The sequence below is a fragment of the Roseateles sp. genome (genome assembly GCF_049240545.1).
GTDB lineage: Bacteria > Pseudomonadota > Gammaproteobacteria > Burkholderiales > Burkholderiaceae_C > Paucibacter_A.
In genome coordinates this window covers 102,944-122,109 of sequence record NZ_JBMLSK010000079.1, presented here as the reverse complement: position 1 = coordinate 122,109, position 19,166 = coordinate 102,944, and the positions used below count along the sequence as shown (strand labels likewise).

General features: G+C 63.2%; 18 protein-coding genes. 12 read left to right on the top strand and 6 right to left on the bottom strand.

Annotation, left to right across the window (positions count from 1 at the left end; all coding sequences use genetic code 11):
- The 3 genes from ACOVRJ_RS05125 to ACOVRJ_RS05115 all read left to right on the top strand — a co-directional run.
- The coding region (locus ACOVRJ_RS05125) for an aldehyde dehydrogenase family protein (RefSeq protein ID WP_422042823.1) at positions 1 to 1,682 on the top strand (1,682 nt) is incomplete at its 5' end.
- Positions 1,683 to 1,874: 192 nt separating this feature from the next.
- Complete coding sequence (locus ACOVRJ_RS05120; RefSeq protein ID WP_422042822.1) at positions 1,875 to 3,623, top strand: diguanylate cyclase; 1,749 nt, start codon at positions 1,875 to 1,877, stop codon at positions 3,621 to 3,623.
- A 129-nt stretch (positions 3,624 to 3,752) separates the two neighbouring features.
- Entirely contained in the window at positions 3,753 to 4,220 is a 468-nt protein-coding gene (locus ACOVRJ_RS05115; RefSeq protein ID WP_422042821.1) for a c-type cytochrome, read from the top strand.
- Between the two features lie 4 nt (positions 4,221 to 4,224).
- Here ACOVRJ_RS05115 and ACOVRJ_RS05110 read toward each other — a convergent pair whose 3' ends face one another.
- From ACOVRJ_RS05110 to ACOVRJ_RS05090, 5 genes are all read right to left on the bottom strand, one after another.
- On the bottom strand, positions 4,225 to 5,298 hold the full coding sequence (locus tag ACOVRJ_RS05110) for an AI-2E family transporter (RefSeq protein WP_422042820.1): 1,074 nt from the start codon (positions 5,296 to 5,298) through the stop codon (positions 4,225 to 4,227).
- Positions 5,299 to 5,409: 111 nt separating this feature from the next.
- Entirely contained in the window at positions 5,410 to 6,309 is a 900-nt protein-coding gene (locus ACOVRJ_RS05105) for a phosphate/phosphite/phosphonate ABC transporter substrate-binding protein (protein ID WP_422042819.1), read from the bottom strand.
- 33 nt (positions 6,310 to 6,342) lie between these two features.
- A complete protein-coding gene (locus tag ACOVRJ_RS05100) occupies positions 6,343 to 7,887 on the bottom strand; it encodes a sensor histidine kinase (RefSeq protein ID WP_422042818.1) in 1,545 nt (514 codons plus the stop codon).
- 66 nt (positions 7,888 to 7,953) lie between these two features.
- Positions 7,954 to 9,135 (bottom strand): GGDEF domain-containing protein, encoded by a 1,182-nt coding sequence (locus tag ACOVRJ_RS05095; protein WP_422042817.1) that lies wholly within the window; start codon positions 9,133 to 9,135, stop codon positions 7,954 to 7,956.
- 77 nt (positions 9,136 to 9,212) lie between these two features.
- Complete coding sequence (locus ACOVRJ_RS05090; protein WP_422042816.1) at positions 9,213 to 9,887, bottom strand: nitroreductase family protein; 675 nt, start codon at positions 9,885 to 9,887, stop codon at positions 9,213 to 9,215.
- 257 nt (positions 9,888 to 10,144) lie between these two features.
- Between ACOVRJ_RS05090 and ACOVRJ_RS05085 the strand changes: the two genes are divergently transcribed.
- The 8 genes from ACOVRJ_RS05085 to ACOVRJ_RS05050 all read left to right on the top strand — a co-directional run bounded on the left by ACOVRJ_RS05085 (position 10,145) and on the right by ACOVRJ_RS05050 (position 17,643).
- Complete coding sequence (locus ACOVRJ_RS05085; protein ID WP_422042815.1) at positions 10,145 to 10,474, top strand: hypothetical protein; 330 nt, start codon at positions 10,145 to 10,147, stop codon at positions 10,472 to 10,474.
- A 43-nt stretch (positions 10,475 to 10,517) separates the two neighbouring features.
- Entirely contained in the window at positions 10,518 to 11,432 is a 915-nt protein-coding gene (gene ppk2, locus ACOVRJ_RS05080) for a polyphosphate kinase 2 (protein ID WP_422042814.1), read from the top strand.
- Positions 11,433 to 11,612: 180 nt separating this feature from the next.
- Entirely contained in the window at positions 11,613 to 12,710 is a 1,098-nt protein-coding gene (locus ACOVRJ_RS05075) for a DUF4105 domain-containing protein (protein WP_422042813.1), read from the top strand.
- Positions 12,711 to 12,738: 28 nt separating this feature from the next.
- The gene (locus tag ACOVRJ_RS05070; RefSeq protein WP_422042812.1) at positions 12,739 to 15,039 is read left to right on the top strand and encodes a patatin-like phospholipase family protein; all 2,301 of its coding nucleotides are present in this window, start codon (positions 12,739 to 12,741) and stop codon (positions 15,037 to 15,039) included.
- A gap of 161 nt (positions 15,040 to 15,200) precedes the next feature.
- The gene (locus ACOVRJ_RS05065) at positions 15,201 to 15,647 is read left to right on the top strand and encodes a hypothetical protein (protein WP_422042811.1); all 447 of its coding nucleotides are present in this window, start codon (positions 15,201 to 15,203) and stop codon (positions 15,645 to 15,647) included.
- A 1-nt stretch (position 15,648) separates the two neighbouring features.
- A complete protein-coding gene (proC, locus tag ACOVRJ_RS05060) occupies positions 15,649 to 16,467 on the top strand; it encodes a pyrroline-5-carboxylate reductase (RefSeq protein WP_422042810.1) in 819 nt (272 codons plus the stop codon).
- Positions 16,468 to 16,484: 17 nt separating this feature from the next.
- Complete coding sequence (locus ACOVRJ_RS05055; RefSeq protein WP_422042809.1) at positions 16,485 to 17,057, top strand: chorismate--pyruvate lyase family protein; 573 nt, start codon at positions 16,485 to 16,487, stop codon at positions 17,055 to 17,057.
- Between the two features lie 43 nt (positions 17,058 to 17,100).
- Positions 17,101 to 17,643, top strand: a complete 543-nt coding sequence (locus tag ACOVRJ_RS05050) for a hypothetical protein (protein ID WP_422042808.1) — start codon at positions 17,101 to 17,103, stop codon at positions 17,641 to 17,643.
- A gap of 90 nt (positions 17,644 to 17,733) precedes the next feature.
- Here ACOVRJ_RS05050 and ubiA read toward each other — a convergent pair whose 3' ends face one another.
- Entirely contained in the window at positions 17,734 to 18,627 is an 894-nt protein-coding gene (ubiA, locus tag ACOVRJ_RS05045) for a 4-hydroxybenzoate octaprenyltransferase (RefSeq protein ID WP_422042807.1), read from the bottom strand.
- A 152-nt stretch (positions 18,628 to 18,779) separates the two neighbouring features.
- On the opposite strand from ubiA, the gene ACOVRJ_RS05040 reads away from it, so the two are divergent.
- Positions 18,780 to 19,166: a response regulator transcription factor gene (locus tag ACOVRJ_RS05040; RefSeq protein WP_422042806.1), complete on the top strand. Its 387-nt coding sequence runs from the start codon at positions 18,780 to 18,782 to the stop codon at positions 19,164 to 19,166.

Genomic DNA, 19,166 nt, shown 5'->3' with positions numbered 1-19,166 from the left:
GCCCCTGGAACTTCCCGCTGGCCATCTTCGCCGGCCAGGTGGTGGCGGCGCTGGTTGCCGGCAACACGGTGGCGGCCAAGCCCGCCGAACAAACACCGTTTGTGGCGCTGAAGTTTGTGGAGTTGATGTACGCCGCCGGTGTGCCGCATGACGCTTTGCAGTTGCTGCACGGTGCGGGTGAAACCGTTGGCGCCGGCTTGGTGGCCGACGAGCGCACGGCCGGCGTCTGCTTCACAGGCTCCACCATCGTGGCCCAAATCATCAACCGCACCTTGGCCGCGAAAGAGGGTCAGGTCGTGCCTTTGATCGCCGAAACCGGCGGTCTGAATGCGATGCTGGTCGATTCGACCGCGTTGCCTGAGCAGGTCATCGACGCGGTGGTGCAGTCCGCTTTCCGCTCGGCCGGCCAGCGCTGCTCGGCGCTGCGTTTGCTGTGCGTGCATGAAAGCATTGCCGACGGCGTGATCGAAATGCTCAGCGGCGCGCTGCAAGAGCTGTGGGTGGGCCAACCGGCCGATCTGGCCACCGATGTCGGCCCGGTCATCGACGACGAAGCCTATGAGAACGTGGCCAAGAACGTCGAGCGCCTGAAGCGCGAAGCCAAGCTGATCGCTGAGGCGCCGGTGCATGATCATCTGCCGCGCTTGATTCGCCCGGTGGCTTTCGAGTTGCCCAGCATCAGCGCTTTGCACCAGGAGATTTTTGGCCCAGTCTTGCATGTGGTGCGCTGGGGCGGCGATGCCGATGCGGTGATCGAGCAGATCAACGCGCTCGGCTACGGCCTGACCTTGGGCATCCAGACCCGCATCGACAGCCGCGCCTTGCGCCTGGCCGACAAGGCCCGCATCGGTAACGTCTATATCAACCGCAACATCATCGGCGCGGTGGTGGGCGTGCAACCCTTCGGTGGCGAAGGCATGTCGGGCACCGGCCCGAAGGCGGGTGGCCCGAACTATCTGTACCGCTTCTGCGCCTCCTCGGCTCAGCCTCCCGCGGCCGTGGCGGCTTCGGCTGCACCGGCTTTGACGCTGCCCGCCGTGACTCTGCCTGCTTCTGTGGCCGCCTTGGCCGCGGGTTATGAGGGGTGGAGCGAGCAGCCTTTGAGCGCACGGGTGAGTTTGTTGGCGCGGGTGTTTGAAGGACGCGCGAACGAGCGCGTGCTGCAAGCCGAACGTTTGCTTGAGGAACAGCAACTGCCTGGCCCCACCGGCGAGAGCAATGCCCTGCGCTTGCACGGCCGGGGTGTGCTGGCCTTGCAGGCCGAAGGCGCCTCGGCCGAGGCCTTGACGCTGGCGCTGGCTGCCGCCTTGGTGGCCGGCAACAGCGTGGCCCTTTTGGTCGATGCTGCGGGCGCGGGTGTGGCGGAGCAATTGCAAAGCCGCTTGCGCGCAGCGGGTCTGCCCACCGAAGCGCTGCTGATCTTGCCCGCCGAGGCGCAGAGCTTGAGCCGCTTGCTCGATGACGATCGCGTGGCCGGCGTCTGCTTGCCGGCTTCCAATGCCGTCGCCGAGCGTGCCGTGCTGCGCCAACTGGCGGCCGGGGACGGTGCTATCCGCCCCTTGATCACCGCGCAGGAACTGTTCGATGATCGCCAGCAGTACCGCTTCTGTGCTGAGCAGACGCTCACGATCAATACCGCTGCAGCGGGGGGCAATGCCGCTTTGCTGGCTGGCCTGCATTGAGCGCGGCCAGGCTTGAAGCACGAAAGGGGCGCATGGCGCCCCTTTTTTTCTTCTGCGTCCTTGACCTGAGGATCTACACCGCAGGGCGACGGCAGGGTAAATTGGCGTTATTGTCAGTACCCAGGACTGCGGCAGTGGTCTCAGAGGCGCCTGACACCCAGCCATGTGATCCATTTGGAGGGAGGTGGAGTGATGCCGAATCCAGATCAGTCAGTGCAGGAGCCTGCAGATCCTGCGGTCTTGTCCGTGCTGGATGCACTTGCGGCCCATATCTGCGTGCTGGACGCGCAGGGCACCATCGTCAGCGTGAATCAAGCGTGGCGGAGTTTCGTGCGCAGCCAAGGTGGACAGTTGGAGCGCTGCTGCGAAGGCAGCAACTACCTTCAGGCCTGCGAGCAGGCGCAGGGCCCGGGCACGGGCGGTGAGGCCGCACTTGAGGCCCAGAGCTTTGCCTCGCAACTGAAGGAAGTCCTGGCCGGTCGGCTGGAGAGTTTTCGCTTTGAGTATGCCTGCCCCGCGGGTTCGCTCCCGGCTTGGTATGTGGCACGAGTCAGCCGGGTGCCCCATTCAGACCCACTGCGGGTGGTGGTCGCGCATGACAGCGTGACCGAGTTGAAGCAGGCCCAAGAGGTCTTGCGTCGCCAGGAGGCCGAGTTGCGTGATTTGGCGGCGTCACTGCCCGGAGCCTTGTTCCGCTTGCAACGCGGGCGGGACGGACGGCTGCGCTTTGTCTACTGCAGCCCCGGTATCGAGGCGCTGTTTGGCCTCAGGCCTGAGCAGGCCTGCGGGGATGGACGCCGCTTGCTGCGCTGCGTGCCGCCCAAGGCGCGAGCGGATTGCCTGGCCTTTTTGCGCCAGGCCTTGCAAGCCGGCCAAGACTGGGAATCCGAATTGCAGATTCGCAGCACCGACGGCCGCCTGAAATGGGTGTCGGCCAAGGTCTGCATCAAGGTCGAAGCAGACACCGGCGATGTGCTGTGGACCGGGGTGCTGGCCGACATCACCGTGCGGCGCCAGGCGCAAGAGGCGCTGAAACTCAGCGAACAGACCTTCCGAACCTTTTTTGAAACCGTGCCTCTTGGGGTGGTGTATCACGACCGCAGCGGACGTATCACCGCCGCTAACCCTGCAGCTGGACGGATTCTGGGCTTGGAGCCCGCGCAACTGGTGGGCAAAACCCCGTTTGACTCGAACTGGCATGCGATTCGTGAGGATGGCAGTGACTTCCCTGCCGAACAGCACCCCGCCATGGAAGCCTTGCGACTGGGCTTGCCGGTACGCCAGGTGGTGATGGGGGTTCAGACCGCAGATGGCGCGCTGGTTTGGTTGCAGGTTCACGCCACGCCCTTGTTCAAGGGCCACCAGTTGCACGAGGTGCATGCCAGTTTTGAAGACATCACCGAATTGGTGCGCACCCGGCAGGAGCTGCGCCGCCAAGCCAGCACCGACTATTTGACCGGCGCCGCAAACCGCCGCCATTTCATGGAGCGGCTGCACGCCGAGTACGGCCGCATTCAGCGCAAGCCCGAGATCTCCAGTTGCGTGGTGACTCTGGATCTGGACCATTTCAAGCAAGTCAATGACAGCTTGGGTCATGCCGCCGGTGATGCGGTGCTGCGCCATGTCACCCTGCTGATGCGCCTGGGGACGCGGCCGCTGGACATGGTGGCCCGCATTGGTGGGGAAGAGTTCGCCCTGCTCTTGCCCGACACCAGCAGCGAAGACGCACTGGTCTTGGCCGAGCGCCTGCGCCAACGGGTCGAGCAGAACCCGGCGCAGTACCGTAATGCCATCATTCCGGTGACCATCAGCATTGGCGTGAGCGCCATGCGCTGGACCGATGGCAGCGATGAGACCGCCTTGCTGCGCGCCGACCGCGCCATGTATGCGGTCAAGCAGTCCGGGCGCAACGGTGTCAAATGGAATGCTGGTGATGATTGAGTCGGCGTCGGTTGGCGGCAGCTGGCCCGGTCCTCGCGCTTGGCTTGACCAGGATCAAGCCCGGCTGCGCGGCGAGCGACACAATGAAACGCAAGCCATCTCACAACAACGATGCAGGAGGCAGATGCGATGAAGGCTCCCACCCCCAAGAAGTCCTTGCGCTTGCTGAGTGCAGCCCTGCTGGCCTTGAGCCTGGCCGGCTGCGCGATCGAGATCCAGAACAAACAAGGCGCCAAGGAGATTGCCGATGCGGCCAAGTCGCCCGGCTCGGTATCGATCGGCTGGCGCGTGTTTCAGGAGAACTGCGCGGCCTGTCATGGCGCCGCGGCGACCGGCACGGTTCGGGCGCCCGACCTGCTGCCGCGGATTCGGGAAATGGGCTCGGAGCGTTTCGCCGGCCTGGTGCTCAAGCGCTATGACTGGTCCGCGCCAGCCGCCGCTGGAACCTCGGCAGGCTTGAGCACGCGCCCGGTGGGTCAGGCCGTCATGCCGGCCTGGCAGAGCGACCCGGTGGTGAATGCCCATATCGTCGACCTGTACGCTTACCTGAGCGCACGCGCCGAGGGCACGCAAGGGCCGGGGCAGCCGATTCGCTAGGGGACTAGTCCTGCGGTGTCCGCGCCTGTGTGAACAGGTGCCAGACCGCAAAGCCCATGGCGGCAATCACCGGGCCGATGACAAAGCCATTCAGGCCGAAGACGGCCATGCCGCCCAGGGTGGTGATCATGATCACGTAGTCGGGCAAGCGGGTGTCTTTGCCGACCAAGATGGGGCGCAGCAGGTTGTCGATCATGCCGATCACCAGCACGCCATAGGCGCTCAGGGCCAGGCCTTGCCAGACGGCACCCGTGAACAAAAAGTACAGGGCGACCGGCGCCCATACCAGGCTGGCGCCGACGGCCGGCAAGATGGACAAAAAGGCCATCAAGACGCCCCAAAGCAGCGCGCCGCGCACATCGAAGAACCAGAAGGCCAAGCCGCCCAGCAGGCCTTGGATGGCCGCGACCAACAGATTGCCTTTGACGGTGGCGCGGATGACGGTGGCGAACTTCTCGTACAACTCGGCCTTGTGTGCCGCAGCCAGAGGCATGGCGCGGCTGATTTGGGCGACGATTTGTTGGCCGTCACGAATCAGAAAGAAAGACAGGTACAGCGTGATGGCGACGCTGGTGGCAAAGCCGAAGGTGTTCTGTCCCCAGCTGTAGACCTGGCTGGCCAGGAACTGACTGGTCTTGGCCAGGGCGCTGCTGAGCTGCACTTGCAAGTCGCGCAAGTCACCGAGGCCGATTTTTTGCAGCAGGCTCACCACGCTGCTGGGCAAGGCATCGAACAAGCCACGCAAATAGGGCAGGGGATTGAGTTCGCCCGATTGCAGCCGCAGGTAAAGGCCGGCGACTTCATCGATCAAGGCGGTGGTGATCAGCACGACCGGCAAGATGCCAATCAGCAGCACCAACAAGAGGGTGAGCAAGGCGGCTGGTGTGGCGCCCAGACGGGTTTTGTGACGCAGGCGGCGCTGCAAGGGCGCGAACAACAGCGCGATGACGACGCTCCACAAGATGGCGCCAAAAAAGGGTAGCAAGATCCAGATCAGCGCGACCGTGACGGCCAGCAGCAAGACCATCAAACTGCCCTTTTCAAGCGGGGTCTGCGCAGGCTTGTCGGAAGGTGTCATGGGGGCAAAGAGCGGGCAATGGGTGAGCGTTCAGGCACGCGATGTGGCGGGCATGATAGCCCGCTGGCCTGCGCGGCCTGGGGCGCTTGTTCGCTGGGTTGGCGACGGCGCTCAGTTGGCGGCGCGTTGGTTGTAGTACTCCACCACCAGGGGGTCCACGCTGGCCAGTTCTTGCGCGGTCAGTGGGCTGAAGCCCTCATGCTGGGTTTCCTTGAACATGGCCTGGCCCTCACTGCTGCGGGGGAAGTCGAGCAGGTTCTTTCTAACTTGGGCCACTTGCTTGCCCAACCGCGGATGGGCGAGGTAGGCCATAGGGGTGAGTCCCTTGGGTGCGGTGGCCAGGACACGAAAGCGACTGCTCAATTCTGGCGGCAAGAGCGCAAGAGTCGAAGCCGAGCCCACGGCAGCGGGCGCATCTCCCTTGAGCATGCGTTGCACCCCGTTGCGCTGGGTGCCGGCAATCAGCAGCTTGATGTCCCGACCCGGCACCAGGCCTTGGTCGCGCAGATGCCGCAAGGCAATCAGGACATGAACCGCAAAGGGGTCGGCCACCAGCAGCGTTTGCTGCCCCAAGTCCTTGAGCGTTTTGGCCGGACTGGATTGCGGCACGATGTAGACCGGTTCTAGCGGCGCCGTGGCGCGGACCAGGGGCAAGAAGCCTTCTTCACGCTGCAAGATGCGCGCCACATGGGGTGAAGCGCCGATCAGGTCGAACTCGCCGGCTCGGGCGCGGTCGATGAACTGAGGGAAGTCGGTGCTCGAGCCGAGCCGGCAGGCTTTGCCCAGGCTTTTTTCGAACAAACCGACGATGGGCTCGTACAAGCGCACCAACTGCTGCACGGGCAGGTAAGGCACCATGCCGAAGACCAAGCTGTTCGTGGCCCCAGCCGCTTCTGCTCCGCTACCCCTTGTGTTTTGCGCCCAGGCGATGCTTGCCATGCTGGCCAGGCCGGCCGTAGCTGCCATGCGGGTCAGAAGGCGCCTGCGATTGAAATTTTGGGGCTTGTGCATGGCTGGGCTCCTTGTTTGACTTGGCACTCGGGTTTACTGCAGGGTGCCGGGTCGGCTGTCTGTGTTTCTCGGCGGGGCCTTGAGCGGCAGGGTGATGGTGAAGCAAGTCCCTTGGCCCTGTTCGCTTCGCACCGCAATCTGTCCGCCCAGCAAGCCGCAAATCAGCGTATGCGCAATCGACAGTCCGAGGCCCGAGCCACCTTGGCCGAGCTGGGTTGTGAAAAAGGGTTCGAAGATGCGCGGCAGCGTTTCGCTGTTCATGCCCTGGCCATTGTCCTCAACGCGCAATTCCACTTGTTCGCCGTCGGCGCTGACGTGGGCGCGAATACTCAAGAGGCCGGCGTCTTGCCCTTTGAAAGCATGGCGTTCGGCGTTCTGAATCAAATTGCCAATCACTTGATCGACGGGGCCGGGATAGCTGTCCATCTCAATGCCCTCGGGCACATCGAGCTCGATCTGCCAGGGCTTGTGTTTCAGTGAAGGTCCAAAGCTCAGCACCAAGTCCCGAAGCACGGCGTTCAAATCGAACACCCGTCGCTGTTCGGAGCTGTCGTCCACCGCCACTCGCTTGAAACTGCTGATCAGTTCGGCCGCTTTCTGGGTGGCGCGCAGCACCAAGTTGGCCATCTGCTCGCCTTGCGCTAGCGCCTCGGTCAGTCTGCGGCGCGAGACCTGTTGCGCTTGCACCAGGTCGGTGGTTTCATGCAGCAAGCTTTGCAGGGTGGAGGCGCTGGTGACGGCGTTACCGATCGGGGTGTTGAGTTCATGTGAAATGCCGGCGACCAGGGCGCCCAGCGAGGCGAGCTTTTGAGCTTCGACCAGTTCGGCCTGGGCCCGGTGCAACTTCCTCAACGCGTCCTCCAGGTGTTCGGTGCGCAGGGCCACGCGTCGTTCCAAGGCTTCGTTGGCTTCTTGCAAGCCGCGCTCCGCAGTCCGGAGGGCTTCGAAGCGCTCTGACAAGGTCGAAGACATTTGATTGAATGCCTGCGCCACACGGGCCAGTTCGTCCTGGCCCTTGACCTCAATCTGCACCCGACTCTCGCCGGCCGCCATGCGGTTCGCGCCCTGGTGCAGATCGGCCAGACGCGCTGTCAAGACACGGGACAAGAGCACCTGCAGCCCCGCAGCCAGCAGCAAAGTGCCCAGACAGACCGCCAACAATTGCCAGAACACTTGGCGCGCAGCTTGGCGCTCGCCAATACGATGAATGCCAAACTCAGCCTGACCGTAGCTGCGGGTTCCCAGCTGCAACGGCCGTTCAAAGGTCTTGGCTTCCTGCTGGTTCAGCTGCCCTGCTGAGGCGACTTGTCTGCCTTGGCTATCGACGACCCGCAGATGGGTGAAGTCACCGCGAAGCACCAAGGACTGGCCCAGCTCATCCACCCCGGCCAGATCGGACTCTGCCAACAAGGGGGCAAGCGCTGCCGAAAGCAAAGACGCGCTGCGTTCGCCTGCGCGCAAGGTTTCTTGCGCCATGGCGTCTGCAACGATCAAACGGGCCGCCAAAAGTATCACCAACGATGCGACAGAGAAGATCAGAGCGGTGGCGAGAAGCAGCTTTTTTCGAAGCGAATACATGCCTTGTTTTGTCTTGTCCCTACAGCTAAGCATAGCCGCAGCGCGAGGTCTTGGTCCCGGCTGCGCCTAAAACGCCTGTTCGACCCGGTTGCGGCCTTCGCGCTTGGCTTTGTAGAGCGCCGAATCGGCCCGGCCCAGCAGCGCGTCCAGATCCTCGGCTTCGCTGCGGGGCATGGCGACGCCAATGCTGACCGTGGCTTGAATCGGGCCGGCCGGGGTGTCGAACTGGGCCTCGGCCACGCTCTGGCGCAGGCGTTCAGCGAGGTTCAGGGCGACATCAGCATCGACGTCTTGCCACACCACCGCAAATTCTTCGCCGCCCATGCGCACGGCCAGATCGTTGGCTCGTACATGGCTCAGCAGCAGATGGCCCAAGCCGCGCAGCACGGCGTCGCCAGCGGCATGGCCAAAGCGGTCATTGATGGATTTGAAGTGGTCGAAGTCGACCATGGCCACCACCAGGCCCGCCCCGTCGGGCTTGTCGCTCTGGCGCCCGCGCAAGCGCCCCAGGCGGTTTTTCAGGCCGCGTCGGTTGAGCAAGCCGGTCAAGGGGTCGATTTCAACCAAGGCCCACAGGCTGCGCTGCAACTCGCTGTTGATCAGCAACAGAATGGCCAAGGCCTGCACCATCAGCAAGGCGATGAAGAGCAACAGCCACTGCGCATTGACGAGCTTGGAAAGCTCAACCGAGCCCGCAAACCAGGGCGTGGAAGAGCCGGCGCGCAAGACACAGACCAGCACCCAAAAGCCCATGTCGAGCAGCATCAATAGCAGGGGGAAGCCTCCGTCGCGCCGCCAGGCGCGCACCAGCGGGGGCACGGCCCACAGGCGCAGCGCCGCGCTGACCAGCAAGGTCAGCGACAAGGACATCCAGCCCGGCAAACTCAGCAGCGCGAAGGCCATGGCCGTCATGGCGGCCAGGCCGGTCAGCACGATCACGGGCCTTGCGCGCAGCGGCAGGCCGAGGAAGGCGCGCACACCCAAGAGCACCAGGGCGCTGGACAGGACGCCGCCGACATGACCGATGTTCAGCATGCTGGGTGGTCCGCCCAGCGCGATGCCAGTGCTGCGGATCAGCTGAGCCAGCGCCACAACGGCGAAGGCACCGGCCCAGTACCAGAGTCCATAGCGTCCGCGTGTCTGCCAAGCGCTGCTGATGGCAACGACAGTCATCAAGGCCGCCACCATCTGATAGACGGTCAACAGCGTTTCGGTGTGCAGATGGGGAAGGGGGACTAAAGGGCTCATGGTCTCCCCCATTGTCCATGCACGGCTCGACGCTCCCCTTGCTTCAGGTCTAGAGCCTTCGGCCTAGCTCGACAGACCTACAGCCAGGTGCTGATCGCTTCCAGGGGTTTCTTGATGCCGCCATGCACCGGCACCTGGCAGTCGGGCTTTGGGTGACCCACCACCAGCAGAATCACCGGCTTCTCCGATTCGGGCCGGCCGCACAGCTTGCTCAAGAAGCCCATCGGGCTGGGCGTGTGGGTCAGCGTGGCCAGGCCGGCGTCATGCAGCGCGCTGATCAAGAAGCCGGTGGCGATGCCCACCGACTCGGGCACGTAATAGTGGCTGAAGCGTTCGCCCTGCGCGTCGATGCCGTACTTCTGAGCAAAGATCGCGATCAGCAGCGGTGCTTCTTCCAGGAAGGGCTTGTTCTGGTCGGTGCCCAGCGGCGCCAGGGCGCGCAGCCACTCTTCCGGTGCACGGCCGTTGTAGAAGCTGCGCTCCTCCTCTTCGGCGGCGACTCGGATTTGCGCCTTGCGCTCCGCGTCGGTGATGACGACGAAGTGCCAGGGTTGCTGGTTGGCGCCCGAGGGCGCGGTGCCGGCGGCGAGCAGGCACTGCTCGATCACCGCGCGGTCGACGGGGCGGCTGTCGAAGTCTCGTACCGTGCGGCGGCGCAGCAGGTTCTGGTAGTTGGCTTGGGCGCGTTCCAGCATGGTGGTGCTGGGCAGTTCGCGGTAGCCGGTCAAGGGCTCCATGGCGGGTGCAGGCATTGTGTGCATGTGTTGTCGCGATGAGGTTGAGAATGCAACGGCGGTGACCGTGTCGGTTTCAAGGCCCGTTCAAGGCTGGTGGAGCATAACCGGCCAACAAGGCGGCCACCGCAGTGACCGGTCTCAAGGCCTGTGAAGCGAACAAGTCTGGAGCGGCCTGGGTCGAGCAGGCGTTAGAGTGGCGTCATGCGGGTGCCGCACTTTCCTGCCATCCTGCAAGGAATGCTGGCTTCGATTTACAACCCAGGAGTGTCGAGATGTCTGCCGAATCCAATTACCGTACCGGCCGTTGGGCCCTGCATTTCGAAGAGATTGACAAGGAAATCGCCACCTTGGCCATGATGTGCGAAGTGCCCCTGATCCAACCCGGCGTGATCGAGCGCGTCTTGCATGGCGATATCAGTGTCTGTGGCAAGGAAAAGCTGGCGTCTTTCGCCAAGCTGCGCGGTCTGTTGATGATGCACTACTCCGATCAGGCCAGGGCGATTGAACTCCTGGGGCCGGAGCAGGCCCTGGCCATCGTCGGGCAAGTGGTGGATCGCCTGCGAGAGCGTTTCGGTGATCGTCTTGGCGCTCCCGAAGCTTGATGCAGCTTGGTATTGATAAAGAAACCCAGTGCAGGAGACCGCCATGGTGGCCGTGAAGAAAAGTAGTGCAAGGCGCAAGCCCGCCGAATCTGCCAAAGCCGCGTCAGCCCGCGAACTTGGCGGCTTGGCGTCGGCCAGTGGCAGCGAGGCCGCGGTGCAGTCGCAACAAGCGCCAGGGCCTCGCCCTGCGGTTTCCGCCCGCGATTACGACAAAGCCCTGGAGAAGCTGCACATCGAGTTGGTGCAGCTGCAGGAGTGGGTGCAGCACCACGGGCTGAAGGTTTGCATCGTGTTCGAGGGGCGCGATGGCGCCGGCAAAGGCGGCACCATCAAGGCGCTGACCGAGCGGGTCAGCCCACGCGTGTTCCGGGTTGTGGCGCTGCCCGCGCCGACCGATCGCGAGAAGAGCCAGATGTATGTGCAACGCTATGTTCAGCACCTGCCGGCCGCCGGCGAAGTGGTGATCTTTGACCGCAGTTGGTACAACCGGGCCGGCGTCGAGCGGGTGATGGGGTTTTGCACCGAGCAGCAGTCGAAAGATTTCCTGGCCATCGTGCCGGCCTTCGAGAAAGCCATCGTGGCCTCCGGTGTGATTCTCTTGAAGTACTGGTTGGAGGTCAGCCCTGAAGAGCAGACCCGGCGTTTGACCGATCGCATTGAGGATGGCCGCAAGCTCTGGAAGCTCTCGCCGATGGACTTGAAGTCCTACAGCCGCTGGTATGACTATTCCCGCGCCCGTGACGAGATGTTCAAGGCCAGCGACACGCCTTGGGCGCCGTGGTTTGCCGTGCATTCCGATGACAAGCGCCGTGCCCGGCTCAATGTCATCCAGCATGTGCTGCGCAGCATTCCCTACGAGGCCCTGCCACGTGAGAAAGTGGTTTTGCCCAAGCGCCAGAAGCGCGGCGATTACCAGGAGACGGATTACCCCTTCCGCTTCATTCCAGAGAATTTCTGACGCCAACCATCGGGGGGCACTGCACCCTGCGGTGCCCGTCTATGATGCCCCGCTTTTTCATCCGCTTGATTTGGACGTCATGTCAGAGTCATATTTGAGCAAAGACGGGGCTGTTTTTGGCCCACCACAGGATCACAGCATGTCTTCATCGCACGCGCTCCCCAGCATCGGAAGCTTGTCATGACGGTGGTGGAGCGTCTGGGGCGCGTGTTGCTGGCCTTGTTGTTGCTCCTTTGCGCGGCCTGGGCTTTGTTGGCTCTGGCGCTGACCGGGCCGGCCGATCTGTATTTGCGTTATGCCTGCATGCTGGGCTTGGCGCTTGGCCTCGGCTTGGCGCTCTGGGGTTTGCTGCCGATGGTGCGGCCGCTGCGGCCACTGTGGCGGCGCGTGGGCTTGGCGGCCTTTGCGACCATGTTCCTGCTCAGCCTGCTGCTGTTTCTTGAACAAAAGCCCTCGAATGATCGCAACTGGCGCGACGAAGTCGCCCGCACGCCCTTCGCCACCATCAACGGCAACAGCGTGACCGTCCATGATGTGCGTAACTTTGATTACCGCAGCGAGCTGGACTTCACTCCGGCCTACGAAGACCGGCGATTCGATCTGAGCCAGTTCGAGGGTATTGATCTGGTCACGTCTTATTGGATGGGCCCTCACATCGCCCATGTCTTCCTGAGCTTTGCCTTCTCGGACGGCCAGCATCTGGCCATCTCCATCGAAACCCGTACGGAGAAGGGGGAGGGTTACTCGACCTTGAAGGGCTTCTTCCGGCAATTCGAGTTGTTCTATGCCGTCGGCGATGAGCGCGACCTGATCCGGGTGCGCAGCAACTATCGCCAAGACCCGCCGGAAGACGTCTATGTCTACCGCCTCAAGGGCAGCCTCGAAGGCGGCCGCCGCTTGTTCCTTGAATACCTGCGGCATATGAACGAGTTGAAGGAGAAGCCAGCCTTCTACAACAGCCTGTTTACCAACTGCACGACCAATATCTGGCTGAATGCGCGCATTTACCCGGCCCAACTGCCCTTGAGTTGGAAGATCATCGCCAGCGGTCATGTGCCCGAGTATTTGTTTGAACTCGGCATGCTGGACACCGAACCGGGCATCGACCTGCCGGAGTTGCAGCGCCGCTCGCACATCAATGCGCGCGCCCAGGCGGCCGATCAGGCGCGCGACTTTTCGGCGCGTATTCGAGCCCCAGAGGCCCCGGAGCGTGGCGCTACAGCTAAAGCAGCGCCACCCGGCCCTCCGCGCATGCAAGGATCGTCACCGAGACCATGACCCTCATCCGCTCGCCCTTCAAATGTCTATGTCATCAGTTCTGAACTCTTGTGGACGCAGTCGCTCGGCGCTGATGCTGGCCGTGCTGGCGCTGTGCACGGCCTCGGCTGCGACCGGCGCTCGTGCAAACGCCGAGCCCGCTTCGGCCCAGCTCGCGGCCACAGGCAGCGTGTCCGCCGAGTCGCACTCGCCCGCCAAGGCCAAACGCCCCAAGATCTGTCTGGTCTTGTCCGGTGGCGGTGCGCGCGGTGCGGCGCATACCGGTGTCTTGCGAGTGCTGGAGGATTTGCGGGTGCCGATCGACTGCATCACCGGCACCAGCATGGGTGCTTTGGTGGGCGGCGCCTATGCCACTGGCATGAGCGTGGATGAGATGGACGCGGTCAACGCCAGCATCACGGTGGAAAAGCTCTTCAAGGAAAAGCCGCCACGCAAAGAGCTGACCATGCGGCGCAAGCAGGACGACTACTTCAACTATGTCGGCCCCGAGATCGGCGTGGGTGCCGATGAGGCGATTGCGACCAAGGGCTTTGTCTCCGGGGTGCAGCTGGAAACCGTCTTGCGCCAGCTCACCAAGGTGCGCGGTTACCGTGACTTTGACCGTTTGCCGATCCAGTTCCGTGCCGTGGCCACCGATTTGGTCACCGGCAAACCGGTGGTCTTCCGCGAAGGCGATATTGCCAATGTGATGCGCGCCAGCATGGCCGTTCCCGGGGCGGTGGCGCCGGCCGAAATTGGCGGCTTGCTCTTGGTGGATGGCATGCTGACCAGCAATCTGCCGGTCGATGCCGCCCGTGCTTTGGGGGCCGATGTGGTGATCGCCGTCAATGTGGGCACGCCCTTGCTCAAGCGCGAACAGCTCAATGGTGTCCTGGGTGTGGCCAACCAGATGCTCAACATTCTGACCGAGCAGAATGTGCAGGCCTCGCTGGCTTCTTTGCGGCCGGGCGATGTCTTGATCTCTCCCGATCTGGGTGACTTTTCGACCGCCGACTTTGACCATCTGACCCAGATTTCACCCAAGGGCGAGATTGCGGCTCGTCTGGTGGCCCAGCAACTGAGCCGCTACTCCGTCTCGCCGCAAGAGTACGAGGAACTGCGGCGTCAGCAAAGAGCGCCGCTCAGCGCCGATTTGCGGCCGGTTGACGAGGTGCGCTTCGTCAATTTGAAGCGGGTCAACCCAGAAGCCGCCGCCTCGGTGATGCTCACGACCGCAAAGGCGCCGATCGATCAGGAGGTTCTGGATGCCGACATGCGCCGGCTCTACGGCAGCGGCGATTTCGAGCATGTCAATTACCGAATCCTGGGCGAATCGCAAGGGCGCGTGCTGGCCGTTGATGCGCAGGAGAAGAGCTGGGGACCGAACTACCTGCGCTTTGGCTTGGGCATGAGCAGCGACTTCGGCAGTGAGTCCCATGCCAATTTGTTCGCCACCTATCGGCGCACCTGGATCAACTCGCTCGGCGCGGAGTGGCGCACCGATGTGCGCTTCGGCTACAACAACACGCTGACGAGCGAGTTTTTCCAGCCGCTGGATGCGCGCCAAGACTGGTTTGTAGCGCCCAGCTTGGTGCTGTCTCGGCGTTCGGTTTCCGCCTACGCCGGTGATGCGCGACAAGCGATCTTCACCCTGGTGGGCCGCCAAGCGAACCTCGATCTCGGGCGGCACTTTTATCAGTATGGCGAGCTGCGGCTGGGCGCGCACCAGGGCAAGCTGAACCAGTCCCTGGACACCGGCACCAGCATTGAGGGTCAGCGCGCCAACAGCGTGCGCTTGGCGGGCTTGAGTGCTCGCCTGCAAATGGATCGGCTGGACAGCGTGCTGTTCCCCCGTTCGGGTTGGCAGGGCGGTCTCAATCTGTATCGTTCGATGCAGAGTTTTGGGGCGGATGAGGCCTATAGCAAATGGGACGCCAATGTCTCGGCGGCCTACTCCTTTGGAGAGAACACTTTCAACTTGGCCTTGATGGGGGGCGGGCGCTTTGGCCAAGACTCGCTCCCCGGGCACAGCCAGTTTCAGTGGGGCGGCTTTTTGCAGCAGTCGGGCTATGCCCCGGGTCAGTTGATGGGCCAGAGCATGGCTTTCGGTCGCTTGATGTATTACCGTCGCGTGGCTCAAGGGCAATTGCTGGAGGGCGCCTATGGCGGCATTTCCTTGGAGCTGGGCCGCGTCAGGGAGCCGCTGTACTGGGGGAATTCGCAGGACTGGCGCAAGTCGCTGGCGGTCTTTGTCGGGCTGGATACCTTTGTCGGTCCGCTCTACCTCGGCGCCGGTCGCGCCTCGGACGGTGCCACCAGTTTCTATCTGGTCCTGGGACCGGCTTTTTGATCCTGGGGCGGTAACATCGCCCCCGTTTGCATCCCTGGCCTGGCTGTGAACCTGTTTGATGCCTTCACGGCGGGGCTGTTCGGGCCCGCCGCAGCATTTTTTTTGGCGCTGAATCCGCGCTCAGCGCCTCACGGCCAGCGGCCGCAACCCTTCTCTCCATCATGACTCTGAAACGTGTTGTCCTGGCCTTGTTGCTGCTCGCTTTGTTGACGACCGGCTATTTCTACTTCGTCCTGAACTGGAGCTACTCCTCCGGTGAGCGTGCCGGCTGGATTCAGAAGCTCTCCAAGAAAGGCTGGGTTTGCAAGACCTGGGAGGGGGAGTTGGCGCTGGTGTCCATCCCCGGCAGCTCGACGGTGGAGAAGTTCCAGTTCACCGTGGCCGATGACGCGGTCGCAGCGGAGTTGACGCAAGTGATGGGCAAACGCGTCACCCTGCACTACGAGGAGAAAGTGGGCTTGCCAACTTCCTGCTTTGGTGAGACTCGCCATTACGTGACCAAGGTGGCGGTCGCGAGCGATATCTCTCTATCCCCCGGCGTGGTCGTGCACACCCAGCCGGCCGAGCCGGCTTCGACCCCTGCCAGTGCGCCCGAAGGAGTGCGTTGAGATGAATCATCCCGTGCTGGCCTTTATCGGCGGTGGCAATATGGCCAGTGCCATCATCGGAGGCCTGCTGGAAAGCGGGCATCCGCTCGATCGGCTGATCGTGGTGGAACCCTTCGCGCCACAGCGTGCCAAGCTGGCGGCCGACTTCGGTTTGCAAGCCTTGGCCGAGGCCGACGCCTCGCTGGCCCGCGCCGAGTTGCTGCTGTGGGCCGTCAAGCCGCAGATGTTTGTTGACGCTGCTGCAGCGTGCGCGCCCTATGGGACACAAGCGCTGCATTTGTCGGTGATGGCCGGCATTCGCAGCGATGCTTTGCTGGCCGCCTGTGGTGCGGCGCGCATCGTGCGCGCCATGCCCAATACACCGGCCTTGATCGGGCGCGGCATTGCCGGTCTGTACGCCCGACCCGAGGTGAGCGAGCAGGACAAGCAACTGGTCGAACGTGTGCTGGCGCCCACCGGCGAACTGATGTGGCTGCAGCGCGAGTCGGATCTGGATGCCGTCACCGCCTTGTCCGGCTCCGGCCCGGCTTACTTTTTTTACTTTGTCGAGGCGATGGAAGCCGCGGCGATGGAGATGGGCTTGAACGCCGAACAAGGGCGCCAACTGGCGCTCGCCACTTGCGCCGGCGCGGCTGCCTTGGCCCAGCAATCGCCGGAGTCGCCCGCCACCTTGCGCGAACGTGTGACCTCCAAAGGCGGCACCACCTATGCAGCGCTCAGCAGCCTGCAGGCGGATGGGGTCGGCCCGGCCATTCAACGCGCCGTCAAGGCCGCGCAGCAGCGCGCCCGCGAACTCGGCGACGAATCCGGCAAGGCCTGACCCGGGATCAAGCAGCCATGGGGCTTGCCAGTCGACTCAGTCTGCGTGCTTGGTTGCGCGCGCCCGGTTCATTGAGCCGTCGGCTGGCGCGGCTGGGCAATCGCTTCGAAGTTCAGTTGTTGAGCCAGCGCACCGCCCCACTGCGGGCGCGTGAACTCGACGCCTTGGGGCGCCCGCGTCGCGGCTGCACCCTGGTGCGAGAGGTGATTCTGCGCGTCGATGGCCAGCCGCTGGTCTGGGCGCGCTCCAGTTTGCATTCCAGCGCCCTGGCCGGGCCCTGGCAGGCCCTCAAGGGTTTGGGGCCCAGACCGCTGGCTGACTTGCTCTACGCCGATCCTCGGGTGCACCGCAGCGAATTGCAGCCCGTACGACTGGCCCGCTATGGCCACACCCGGCGGCAGATGGAGAAACAGTGGTTGGCGGCCACCGGCACCGCGGCGTCGCCCCAGATGTTGTGGTCCCGCAACTCGGTTTTTAGCCGCTGCGGTGCCCAGTTACGTGTGATGGAATTGTTCAATCCTGAATTGGCAGCCTTTGTGCCGACTATTGGACGCGTTAGGGGCCGCACAAAAAGAAACAATTGGCCGTAGAATTACAAGTTAGGGGGGTTCATCAGCCGTATTGAGGAATCTCATGAAAACACGCGACATTGTCATTTTTAGCGGTGAACAGTTTGCTGTTCCCCAATGCATCCAGCGCATTGACCACCAGAGCACACATGGTTGGCAACTGCGTTATGGCGGCACCAAACTCTTCTCCGACCACTCGCAAGACGGCAGCGGTGCCGCAGCGGCGCTGGCCCTGGCCACCAAAGAACTGTTGAGCCGAATTGCCAAGCTGCCTGCGCCCTCCCGGCTGCAGCGCAAGCCCAGTGGCAACAAGGGCAACGATCTGCCGGTTGGCATTTCCGGGCCTATCGTGCGTCAGCGTGCCAGCAGCCGCGTGCGGGACTGTAGCTTTGCCGTGTCGCTGCCGCGTTATGGTGCAGCGCCGCGGGGCCGCAGTGTCTACATCGGCACTGAGAACACCTACACGATCGAGAAGTACCAAGCCGCTTTGGCCAAGGCCGTTGAGTTGCGCGCCAAGGCCGAAGAGTCCTATCAGCGTGCCGCCACCCGGGCCAAGCGCGCCGAAGGCAAGGCCTTGAAAGAACTGCTCAAGGCCAACCGAGCCTGAGTGAACGTCGGCGGGTTTGGCATGCGGGCCGCTCTGGCCCCTGCCACCGTCCGTGCCTGAGCGCTCGACGGAGCGCTGGTCGCGTTTTGTTCAGCGCAGGCTGAGATCGAGCGCCGTGCCCACAAACACCGTGAAACCCAGCCAGTGGTTTTCGCGGAAGGCCTTGAAGCAGCCCTCGCGGCTGCGGTCCTTGATCAGCAGGTAGTGCCAAAGGACTTGCGCGGCCGCGATGCCCATGCCGAGCAAGAAGACTTGCCCCAGGCCCAGACGCAGACCCAAGACGGTCCATGCGGCGAGATAAATCGCATAGAAGGCCATCACCCCGGCCACATCGAAGCGGCCCAAGGTCAGTGCCGAGGTCTTGATGCCGATGCGGATGTCGTCATCCCGGTCGACCATGGCGTACTCGGTATCGTAGGCCAGCACCCAAAACAGATTGGCGACCAGCAGCGCCCAGGCCGTCAGCGGCACGGCGGCGTCAATGGCCGCCCAATTCCAATCCTGCCCGCCCAGGGCCGCCGAAAACGCCATTGGGATACCGAAGCTGAAGGCCACGCCCAGCACCGCCTGCGGCATGTTCAGCACCCGCTTGGCATAGGGGTAGAGCAGGGTGACCGCCAGCGCCCCGAAGGACAGCAGAATCGTCGGCGCATTGGTCGTCAAGACCAGGCCAAAGGCCAGCAAGGCAAGACCTGCCCCCAAGGCCAAGGCCTCTTTCACCGAGACCGCGCCGCTGGTGACCGGGCGGTTGGCGGTGCGTTTGACGTGCTTGTCGAAATCTCGGTCGGCCACATCATTGACGCAGCAGCCGGCTGAGCGCATCAGCACCGTGCCGAGCGTGAACACGATCAGCAAATGCCAGCCCGGGAAACCGTCGGCGGCGATCCACAGTGCACACAGGGTCGGCCAGAGCAAGAGCAACCAGCCGGCGGGACGATCCCAGCGGATCAGGTTCAGGTAGGAGGCGAAGCGGGAAGGCGTCATGACGCCAGTTTATCGAGGCTTTGACGCAGACTTGCGGGGCTGTTGGGCTTCTCCGCGGCGCCGGGAATGCAACTCTTGGTTGTCGACAAGCCAGCCATACGCTACCCTGCCAGCAGCTTGAGTCGAATTGATGATCAGTTGGGAGTGCGCGCATGACGAAGAAGAAAGTACTCATCGTTGACGACAACGCCGACATCCTGGCCTTGCTGCATGCGACGCTGGATCTGGCCGATATGTTCGAGGTGTTTGAGGCCAGTGATGGCACAACGGCGGTGGCCTTGGCCGCTAGCTTGAAGCCCGAGATGGTGTTGATGGACATCATGATGCCCGGCGCGATCGATGGCTTGGAGGCCTGCCGTCAGATCAAGGCGGCCGGTGGTGATGCGGCTCCCAAGGTGGTGCTCGTTAGCGCCAAGCCGGTGGATCAGATCAAAGAAGGTGCCAAGGCCAGCGGCGCGGATCTGTTCATCGCCAAACCCTTCGGCCCGGTGCAACTGGTGGCCAGTTTGACGGCCCTGTATCGAAACCCGTCAACCTGA

What these genes read in the sequence shown, in the direction of transcription:
- ACOVRJ_RS05120 (WP_422042822.1), top strand. Translation starts at nt 1,875, where the DNA reads ATGCCGAATCCAGATCAGTCAGTGCAGGAGCCTGCAGATCCTGCGGTC.
- ACOVRJ_RS05115 (WP_422042821.1), top strand. Translation starts at nt 3,753, where the DNA reads ATGAAGGCTCCCACCCCCAAGAAGTCCTTGCGCTTGCTGAGTGCAGCC.
- ACOVRJ_RS05110 (WP_422042820.1), bottom strand. Translation starts at nt 5,298, where the DNA reads ATGACACCTTCCGACAAGCCTGCGCAGACCCCGCTTGAAAAGGGCAGT.
- ACOVRJ_RS05105 (WP_422042819.1), bottom strand. Translation starts at nt 6,309, where the DNA reads ATGCACAAGCCCCAAAATTTCAATCGCAGGCGCCTTCTGACCCGCATG.
- ACOVRJ_RS05100 (WP_422042818.1), bottom strand. Translation starts at nt 7,887, where the DNA reads ATGTATTCGCTTCGAAAAAAGCTGCTTCTCGCCACCGCTCTGATCTTC.
- ACOVRJ_RS05095 (WP_422042817.1), bottom strand. Translation starts at nt 9,135, where the DNA reads ATGAGCCCTTTAGTCCCCCTTCCCCATCTGCACACCGAAACGCTGTTG.
- ACOVRJ_RS05090 (WP_422042816.1), bottom strand. Translation starts at nt 9,887, where the DNA reads ATGCCTGCACCCGCCATGGAGCCCTTGACCGGCTACCGCGAACTGCCC.
- ACOVRJ_RS05085 (WP_422042815.1), top strand. Translation starts at nt 10,145, where the DNA reads ATGTCTGCCGAATCCAATTACCGTACCGGCCGTTGGGCCCTGCATTTC.
- ppk2 (WP_422042814.1), top strand. Translation starts at nt 10,518, where the DNA reads ATGGTGGCCGTGAAGAAAAGTAGTGCAAGGCGCAAGCCCGCCGAATCT.
- ACOVRJ_RS05075 (WP_422042813.1), top strand. Translation starts at nt 11,613, where the DNA reads ATGACGGTGGTGGAGCGTCTGGGGCGCGTGTTGCTGGCCTTGTTGTTG.
- ACOVRJ_RS05070 (WP_422042812.1), top strand. Translation starts at nt 12,739, where the DNA reads ATGTCATCAGTTCTGAACTCTTGTGGACGCAGTCGCTCGGCGCTGATG.
- ACOVRJ_RS05065 (WP_422042811.1), top strand. Translation starts at nt 15,201, where the DNA reads ATGACTCTGAAACGTGTTGTCCTGGCCTTGTTGCTGCTCGCTTTGTTG.
- proC (WP_422042810.1), top strand. Translation starts at nt 15,649, where the DNA reads ATGAATCATCCCGTGCTGGCCTTTATCGGCGGTGGCAATATGGCCAGT.
- ACOVRJ_RS05055 (WP_422042809.1), top strand. Translation starts at nt 16,485, where the DNA reads ATGGGGCTTGCCAGTCGACTCAGTCTGCGTGCTTGGTTGCGCGCGCCC.
- ACOVRJ_RS05050 (WP_422042808.1), top strand. Translation starts at nt 17,101, where the DNA reads ATGAAAACACGCGACATTGTCATTTTTAGCGGTGAACAGTTTGCTGTT.
- ubiA (WP_422042807.1), bottom strand. Translation starts at nt 18,627, where the DNA reads ATGACGCCTTCCCGCTTCGCCTCCTACCTGAACCTGATCCGCTGGGAT.
- ACOVRJ_RS05040 (WP_422042806.1), top strand. Translation starts at nt 18,780, where the DNA reads ATGACGAAGAAGAAAGTACTCATCGTTGACGACAACGCCGACATCCTG.